This window comes from Holospora undulata HU1, assembly GCF_000388175.3.
In the GTDB taxonomy this organism is placed as follows: domain Bacteria; phylum Pseudomonadota; class Alphaproteobacteria; order Holosporales; family Holosporaceae; genus Holospora; species Holospora undulata_A.
Map to the genome: position 1 here is coordinate 1 of NZ_ARPM03000113.1, position 8,178 is coordinate 8,178.

General features: G+C 34.0%; 6 protein-coding genes, 2 tRNA genes and 1 pseudogene. 3 read left to right on the forward strand and 6 right to left on the reverse strand.

What is annotated here, in order from left to right; all coding sequences use genetic code 11:
* Window positions 1–593: 593 nt before the first annotated feature.
* From K737_RS02380 to K737_RS02390, 3 genes are all read right to left on the reverse strand, one after another.
* Window positions 594–1,340 carry a sugar transferase gene (locus tag K737_RS02380; RefSeq protein WP_006289973.1) on the reverse strand — a complete coding sequence of 249 codons (747 nt, stop codon included), beginning with the start codon at window positions 1,338–1,340 and terminating at the stop codon, window positions 594–596.
* 92 nt (window positions 1,341–1,432) lie between these two features.
* Window positions 1,433–1,504 (reverse strand) — tRNA-Gly (locus K737_RS02385).
* A gap of 6 nt (window positions 1,505–1,510) precedes the next feature.
* A tRNA-Tyr gene (locus K737_RS02390) sits at window positions 1,511–1,593 on the reverse strand.
* Between the two features lie 194 nt (window positions 1,594–1,787).
* Between K737_RS02390 and K737_RS02395 the strand changes: the two genes are divergently transcribed.
* The 3 genes from K737_RS02395 to K737_RS02405 are packed head-to-tail and all read left to right on the forward strand — an operon-like array spanning window position 1,788 to window position 5,605.
* Window positions 1,788–3,476, forward strand: a complete 1,689-nt coding sequence (locus tag K737_RS02395) for a cation:proton antiporter domain-containing protein (protein WP_006289974.1) — start codon at window positions 1,788–1,790, stop codon at window positions 3,474–3,476.
* Window positions 3,457–4,797, forward strand: coding sequence for a hypothetical protein (locus K737_RS02400; RefSeq protein WP_006289975.1), 1,341 nt, complete (start codon window positions 3,457–3,459; stop codon window positions 4,795–4,797). Before K737_RS02395 ends, K737_RS02400 begins: the two co-directional genes overlap by 20 nt.
* Window positions 4,798–4,831: 34 nt before the next feature.
* Window positions 4,832–5,605 (forward strand): ParA family protein, encoded by a 774-nt coding sequence (locus tag K737_RS02405; protein WP_035544738.1) that lies wholly within the window; start codon window positions 4,832–4,834, stop codon window positions 5,603–5,605.
* A gap of 16 nt (window positions 5,606–5,621) precedes the next feature.
* On the opposite strand, the gene K737_RS06780 is transcribed toward K737_RS02405, so the two are convergent.
* The 3 genes and pseudogenes from K737_RS06780 to K737_RS07815 form a co-directional block, all read right to left on the reverse strand.
* Window positions 5,622–6,575: a P-loop NTPase family protein gene (locus tag K737_RS06780; RefSeq protein WP_024161385.1), complete on the reverse strand. Its 954-nt coding sequence runs from the start codon at window positions 6,573–6,575 to the stop codon at window positions 5,622–5,624.
* A 22-nt stretch (window positions 6,576–6,597) separates the two neighbouring features.
* Complete coding sequence (gene rsmA, locus K737_RS02415) at window positions 6,598–7,419, reverse strand: 16S rRNA (adenine(1518)-N(6)/adenine(1519)-N(6))-dimethyltransferase RsmA (protein WP_006289978.1); 822 nt, start codon at window positions 7,417–7,419, stop codon at window positions 6,598–6,600.
* A 518-nt stretch (window positions 7,420–7,937) separates the two neighbouring features.
* A pseudogene (locus K737_RS07815) lies at window positions 7,938–8,178 on the reverse strand (hypothetical protein); the annotation flags it as partial.

Below are 8,178 nucleotides of genomic sequence, written 5' to 3' on the forward strand. Positions count from 1 at the left end.
TGACATCGTAAAGTTTTCCTAGTCTCTCTAACCATATATCAATACATCATTATAAAATTAAAACTTTATACTCATAATATCTATCTCAACCACTTTCAACACTTATGCCATGGTGGGGTGCACGCCATCACCAAACAGGAAGGGGGCATCCTCTGGCGGTGTTGTCATCACCGTTGAATAAAGGCTTTTTGCTTGGCTGGATCTGTCTTTTCGGGCCGTGCTGCTGGCTTTTTAAATGAAAAGAACTGCCTTAATCCTATCCTCTACGCATATGTTCTTTTCTTGCCTATGCTACGTTCGTAACGTAACACAATCTTCTTCTTTCAAAAAGTCTTTGCATAAGAAAAATTATTAAAATTGTAAACAATTTCATTCAGCAATGAGTATAGGTTATAGATTAGTTATAGATTAAATACTAGAAAAAACTTAATTTCTATTTTGTCTACGTACTTTAGGGATTTTTTTATGGAAATATACATAATTTTTTCTTTTATTATAATCGTAAAAACATCTTGACTTCGAAGTTAAATGAAACACTTTTTATTTATCTCTTAAATTTTTTGTGGCTTGTGCTTGTTCAGAAGTTCTCGAAGTTAAGGAAAAAAATTTTCTTCACAAGCTAACTGAGAATTTTCTCCAGAACACAAAATTCTAAGAGTATACAATAAAATTTTTACGTCTAGGGTATAGCTTTGGTGCTGAATATACTCAAGATCGTAAGAAAACTTTTGGCTCCAGCTAAGAAAATTTCTTCCCTTAATTTGAGCCAGCCCCGTAAGTCCTGGCCGTACGGAATGACGCTGTAAAGGAACTCGTTCATTAATAAATTCTGGAACCAGAGGTCTTGGTCCTACGAGACTCAGGTCTCCTCTTATAACATTCCATAAAGAAGGAACCTCATCCAAACTGTAAGAACGGATAAATGCTCCGTAACAAGAAATTTCCACCTCTTCAGGCTTCATCAAGACTCCAGAAGGATTTTTTTGACACATAGAACGAAACTTAATAATACAAAATTTTTTCTGATATCGCCCGATACGCTGCTGAACAAAGAAAATTGGAGATCCTAGAACAATCCAATTACATAACATCATTCCTAAAAAAAAGGGAGCGATGATAAGCAAAATTGTTCCGCTTACCGCGATATCTAATCCCCGTTTGCTATAAAAAAAAATATTTGCTCTATATCTTTTAGGGGATAAAATCGTAAAAAAACTTCCAAAAAAATACCAAACGATAACTTCAGCAAAAACAAATCCCCAAACCGGAGAACTGAAAAAAATAAAAAACCAAAACAAAAAAAGCTTTCGATTTTTTTTAAAAAACTTCTGTATTTTCATAAGATAAGAAGTTAAAAACTAAATAAAAAGAATACTCCAAACATTTTCTAAAGATAAAGGAAACTAAAAAAGTAAAATTTTTTAACAAACGGAGCGGATGATGGGAGTCGAACCCACGACCATCAGCTTGGAAGGCTGGAGCTCTACCACTGAGCTACATCCGCATGTTCTGGAGAGAGTAGGATTTAAACCTACGTAGACTTGTGTCGGCAGATTTACAGTCTGCTGCCTTTGATCGCTCGGCCATCTCTCCTTACGAACACTATATCTTATATTTCAGAGCACTGTCAATCCCTAAAACTTTGTTTCTTTTTACGTCGCTTTTTAACATTTTTATATTAAATAATTTACATTTTTTTCTAACAAAACATTATTTTTTGAAAAATATTGATTTGTTTGACTTTTTTATTAAAATGGAACTACATATAAAAAAGTTAAATTAAGACTGTGATCATACCTCATACACTTTTGGTACTTTTGTTTGCTTGGCTAGTAACCTTTGTGGTGTGCAAAAGTTTACGAATTAATCTAATTCTAGGATATTTAATCACTGGTATGATTCTTGGTCCCAGTGGAATGAACTATCTAGAAACGAGCAACTTTTTGCTTTATTTGGGGGAATTCGGAATAAGCCTTTTTTTGTTTACACTTGGTGTAGAAATTCCCTGGCATCGATTGATTGCGTTAAGACGATATATTTTTGGTGTAGGAGTAGCACAAGTTTTTTTGTGTGCCTTAGTTATTTCAGGAATTTTGTACATTCAACCTATTTTAAATACGCAAGATACGCTATTTTTAGGTTTGTTATCCCTAAGTTTAGCTTTTTCTTCCACGGCAGTCATTATCCAGATTCTTTCTGAGCGATTTGAACTTACCAGTACAGTAGGACGAGTATCTTTAGGTATTTTATTATTCCAAGATTTAGCAGTTATTGGAATGTTTGCTTATCTTGGGATTGATATGCAAAAAGCACCACTATGGATTAATCTTTTGAACTGGTGTGTCGGGGCTCTACTGTCAGGGCTTTGGGTTATTTTAGTGTCTTGGTTATGTAAGTACGTTATGAGACGGTACAATCAAAGAGATATCGGTCTTGCTTTCATATTTATCACGGTTTTAGCAGGAAGCTTTATTACTCACCATTTTGGACTATCTTCAGAACTTGGCGCATTTTTAACGGGAGTGAGTATTGCTAGTACATCTTGGCGTCATCACCTAAACGATGAATTACATCCGTTTCGTATTATCCTTTTTGCTTTTTTCTTTTTTATGGCAGGAATGCAAATAAATCTTAAAACTTGTTTAGAACAGGCACAATGGATTGCTTACGGTGTTACTTGGATGTTTTTAGCTAAGTTGTTTGTCATGTTATTTTTAAGTAGGATATGGAAATTTTCCTGGAATACCTCTTTACAGTTAGGAATATTGATTGCAGGAAGCAGTGAATTTTTATTTATTCTTATTACAAATCCTGCTTTTAAAAATTATTTTTCTCCTGTAACACAGCAGATTGGTTTTGGGATTACGTTTTGTTCTATGATGTTAACGCCAATTTTATTTTCAGTAACGCGGTATTTTTTAAAATTTCTGGAACATCGAGGAGTTTTTTCTCAAGAGCACAAAAAAAGAGACAAAGTAGATGTTATTTTAGCTGGCTTTGGCCATGTGGGACAAACCGTTGCCTTGGCTTTAGAGTTAAATTTTATTTCTTTTCTGGTGGTTGATTACGATATTGTGCGCTTAGAAAAAGCAAAAGCTTTGGGATATCCAATTTTGCATGGTGAAGCACGAAATGTAGAATTTTTAAAAAAAGCAGGTGTTGGAGAGGCAAAAATTTTATTGCTAACTTTTGGTCATTCTAGTACTTGTGTAGAATTAGTACGCAATATCCGCGCTAAATTTCCTCAGCTTTACATAGCAGTTCACGTGAGAAGTGCCCAGCAAGCTCAACATTTTCAAGGACTCAGTATATTTTTAGTTTATCCAGAAGCTTTGGAATCTGGGTTGCAAATGGCGGCAATTAGTTTGGAATGTTTAGGTTTTTCTAAAGAACATGCTGCATATATGGCAAAAACCACCCCAAAAACGTTATTTATGGAAAACATGGAGCGCCAAGATGATATTCAAGAAGATTAGCGCGCTAACCTGGAAAGACAGGCTACACCTAACTTTGGGATCTTTAGGATATTTAGCAACTTTGATATTTCCCCAATTGACGTTTACTTCATTAGTATCGGCGCTTGGAATTTTCCTTTTTTTTCATTCTTTTTCTTTTGAAAAAGGAGGGGGGGTATTCTTATTGTTTCTTGGAATATGGGCACTAGATGTTTTAGGGTATGGTACTTTGATTTTTCATGTGGGAAGAGTGGTAGGAATGATTATACCGATTCATAAATGTTTTAGTAAAGAATCTCTTTCAACAAAGATACTTTGGCTTGGATTTGCATTAGTGTTTCTTAGCTATATTGATGGGCTGTACATTCAAAATCCAGCTCCTTACTGGTTTTTAAAATCTTTAATTTTTCCGTTAAGTTTTAGTTTGTGCGTCTTGAATTGGCGAAAAATTTTGGCATGGTCTTTAAAAACCGGTTGTCATTTATTAAATTTTTTTTCTAAAAATGAAATTTTACTTCTATTTTTATTGAGTTTTTGTATTGTATTTTTTATAAATTTTTTAGAGATAGGGACATTTATTTTTGGGCTTAATGCCAAACATCGTATTATGTACCTAAGTATGGTAACAATGCCTTTTTTTTGGTGGTTAATTGACAACAATTATAAAAAAGACGCCTTTTGGATTTTTGGATTTTTAATTTTTCTCAATGGTTACTTCCAATGTCGTTTAGGAATTATAGCGATTTTTTTTGCTGTAGCATTAAGGCATTTGTTTTTATTTTATCCTAAAACAACCGTTTGGCTTTCTCAATGCATATGGAATATAGCTGCTGGAAGTGTAACTTTGATTTTTCAATGGATTATTCAGTTGAAAATTATAAAAAAAATTGCAACTTTGAATACAAGTTTTTATGAAAGATTGGTATTTTGGCGTCATTTTAATGAAACAAGCGATCAAGTTTTTTGGTTTGGAATGGGAATTGGAAAGTTTTTTCAAATTCTTCTTTCCGCCATATCTTATCAAAACATAGAAGGAGTAATAAACACTGTTCCTTGTCACACCCATTGCCTTTGGTTAGATTTGAAATTATGCTTTGGGTGTTCGGGAATAATCGTATCAAGCGTTTTGCTTGCGGCAATAGGAGTAAAAATTTTAGATGCTTATCTTCGCCCATTTTCCTCTGTGACTTTTGGCTTGTGCGTTTATCTACTCATTATTTATATTACTTTTTTCGGGATTTTTTCTCATTTTTTTGTACTAAGCTGGGTAGGGTTTTCTTGGATAGTTGGAAAGATTTTTTATTGTTCTACGTGGAACAAAAGTTTTAGAATAGAAAAATAATATGTGCTTAAAAAAAACAAAGGCTGGAAAATATATGAAAAAAACAAAAATTATTTGTGTTATGAACCAAAAAGGTGGGGTCGGAAAAACAACGACAGCAGTTAATTTGGCGACAGCTTTTGCTGCGGTGGAACACAAGGTGTTACTTGTCGATCTTGATCCTCAAGGAAATGCAACTACTGGTATTGGAAACTTAAATTTAAAATACACAGTATATGAAGCGTTACTTCACTTAAAGCCTTTCACTGAAGTTGTTTCAAAAACTTTTCTTCCTTGTTTAGATTTAGCAGGATCTAACAATGAGTTAGCTGGAGCAGAGATAGAATTAGTTCCATTTTTAGACAGAGAAAAATATTTAACAATTGCACTAGAAGAATTAAAAAACAAATATCAATACATCTTTATCGATTGTCCGCCGTCTTTAGGATTATTAACTCTAAACGCTTTAGTATCTTGTGATTTTGTACTAATTCCTTTGCAGTGTGAATTTTATGCATTAGACGGACTTAGTCGATTGTTAGCAAATATACAGACTATACGACAGACGTTTAATTCTTCTTTGAAAATTTTAGGAATTCTACTGACAATGTATGATAAACGCTGTTTGTTAAATCAACAAGTTGCTCAAAATGTACGAGATTATTTTAAAAATCTTGTTTTACCTGTTGAAATTCCAAGAAATATTAAAATAGCAGAAGCTTCCTCTCATGGGAAGCCTATAATTTTCTATGATTGTAAAAGCTTAGGAGCATTACGATATCTAGAACTCGCCAATTATTTACTAACGCTTTACAACTGGAATAACTAGTATTTGAACTTTGTTTTTAAAAAAAGTTACTTTTCTCCATAGAAAATAGTTCTTCTGAAAAAAAGTTTGCATCGAAATTTACCCAGTCTTCTATACCTTCCCCAACTCCCATTCCGTATATTGGCAGCTTAAAAGTTTGGGTTAAAGAAACTAACATCCCAGCTCTAGCGGTACCATCCATTTTATTAACAATCATTCCAGATAGCGGAAGGATTTTTTCAAAAGAAGAAACTTGGGTGGTCATATGCTGCCCTGTGGTTCCGTCTAATACCAGTAAAGTTTTTAAGGTATAGGAATTACTGCCGTAATATTTTGTAATAACGCGATGAATTTTTTTTAGCTCATCCATTAAGTCGCTACGATGAGGAAGTCTTCCAGCAGTATCAATTAGAATAACATCATTATTGTTGCGTTGAGCATCTTGTAATCCTTGATAAACTAAACTTCCAGGATCTTTAGAGCGCCCTGCTTTTGTATTAAAAAAATCAGATTCAGTGCTTAATGTTTCTATTTTTGTGATTTCTGCTTTAGCACGCTGAGCCCAAATTTCTAATTGACGTTGAGCACCAGCCCTAAACGTATCGGCAGCGATACATCGAACCCTTTTATGACGCCAACGATGTGCTAATTTTCCTAAAATTGTGGTTTTTCCAGCTCCATTAACACCTAAAAACACGACAATCCATGGATTAGATGCGCAAGAGCGCTCTGCATCTAAGTGCGCTTCGTAAGGTTTAAGCAATCCCGAAAGATGCTCTTTTAGTAAATGAACAGCGTTGGTCCAATTCGTGGGGCGTTGTTGAATAACATAATTTGCTAATGCTGTGGAAGCGTCCATGCCAAAATCTGCTTCCAGTAACAAATCTTCTAAATCTTCTTTATGAGAAACAGGAGCGCCAAACCAGGTTTGAATTTTTTCAGATAATCCTTGAGCGCCATTGTATAACTTTTCTTTGATTTTTTTCCACATACTCGTTTCCTTTTTATATTTTTTAATTCTCTTTTGCTTGAGATTCAAAAAAACTACCACTTTTTTTTATATACTCTGAAAATTTTATGTATTGATCGGTTGTTAGAGCTTCAGGGCGATCCTGCATAGAAGCGCCTACACTGGTTAGCCCATCTTTTACTAACTGTTCTGGAAAAATTTTTGTAAAATTAATCAGAGAATTTTTAAGAATTTTTCTGCGTTGAGAAAAACAATGCTTCAAAACAAACTCTAAAATATCAAAATCTACTTTTCTAGTGTTTCTTCTAAGATGTATTACGTAAGACCAAACTTTTGGAGATGGAACAAAACATTCAGGACCTAACTCTAGCACTAATTGGCTTTGAGCTACGCTTTGCATCATAACAGAAAGACGTCCGTAAGCTTTTGTAAAAGGAACAGCCATTACGCGCGCTCCCACTTCTTTTTGTACCATAAACACTGCTTCTGGAAAATGTTCACTGTATCGTAGCCATCTTAACATAATTGGAAGACTAATATTATAAGGTAAATTCCCTACCAAAATTCCTTTTGGACATTCATACCATTCTTGTTTTAATGTATCTCCCCAAAGTATATGCAAAGCAGGGATATACCGTTCAAGAGTTTGAGAAAATCGTTGATCTTTTTCCATAACACAATACTGAGAAAACAAAGGATGTAAATAATCAGTAAGCGCACCTAATCCAGGACCAATTTCTGTAATAGCATTCAGTTTGCTTCGAGATTGAATTTCTTCTATTCTTTTTGTAATGGTGACCAACATTTCAGAATTTTTTAAAAAATGCTGTCCCCATCGTTTTAATGCTTTAATTTTCACTGTCATACAAAAGTATTTAATTTACATAAATACAATGTATCACGCTTTGTGTAAGTGGGCTAGGCAAAACTCATCGTAAAATAAAACGCAATTTAAAACAATCTATTGAACGAGAGAATTGTTAGAAAATAAATCTATTTAAATTAACACAATACAAATGTACATAAACTTATTGAATTTATTTTTAGAAACGTAGTTATAGGGAAATGAGTTTTGTTAAAATCTTCTTTTTTTTCCTAAGCTTAGTTCCCCTATCGCAAGTTTCAATTTTTTGGAAAAACGCAGACCTTTTCTCTGGATCGGATGATTGAGAGTTTTTTTATATGTCACTCCTAAACTTGTTTTGCACATCTGATACCAGAAGCGCTGACTCCTAAACTCTTAGCTCTTTCATAGCTAAACTATCTGGAAATTCTTCTATATCTATTCTCAATTTCTCTTTGTCTAATTTTGTCCAAGATTTATTCCTTTTGTTCACTCCTTCGAGAGTTTTATTCCATCTCACTACTGATGATTTGAGGCTTTTAACCAAAGGGAGCATGGTTAATTTTCAAAGTTTTATTAACATGAAGTACCGCAAAAATACGCAGTGTTACCTCTAGCATTTCAAGTGATCGTGTGTTTGCAAGGGGGGCAAAATCTTGCAAACCAAAGGTGGTGTGGAGCGTTGTTTTGTTCAATGGAAAACGGTTTGTCTTTTCCCTGAAAGGGGTGGGGACTTGGAATAATTTTATTAAAACCTGCCCAATGATCTGCGCAATAAAA

Bases quoted from the DNA above. Each gene is read 5' to 3' on its own strand.
- K737_RS06780 (WP_024161385.1), bottom strand. From the start codon at position 6,575: ATGTGGAAAAAAATCAAAGAAAAGTTATACAATGGCGCTCAAGGATTA.
- rsmA (WP_006289978.1), bottom strand. From the start codon at position 7,419: ATGACAGTGAAAATTAAAGCATTAAAACGATGGGGACAGCATTTTTTA.
- K737_RS02405 (WP_035544738.1), top strand. From the start codon at position 4,832: ATGAAAAAAACAAAAATTATTTGTGTTATGAACCAAAAAGGTGGGGTC.
- K737_RS02400 (WP_006289975.1), top strand. From the start codon at position 3,457: ATGATATTCAAGAAGATTAGCGCGCTAACCTGGAAAGACAGGCTACAC.
- K737_RS02380 (WP_006289973.1), bottom strand. From the start codon at position 1,340: ATGAAAATACAGAAGTTTTTTAAAAAAAATCGAAAGCTTTTTTTGTTT.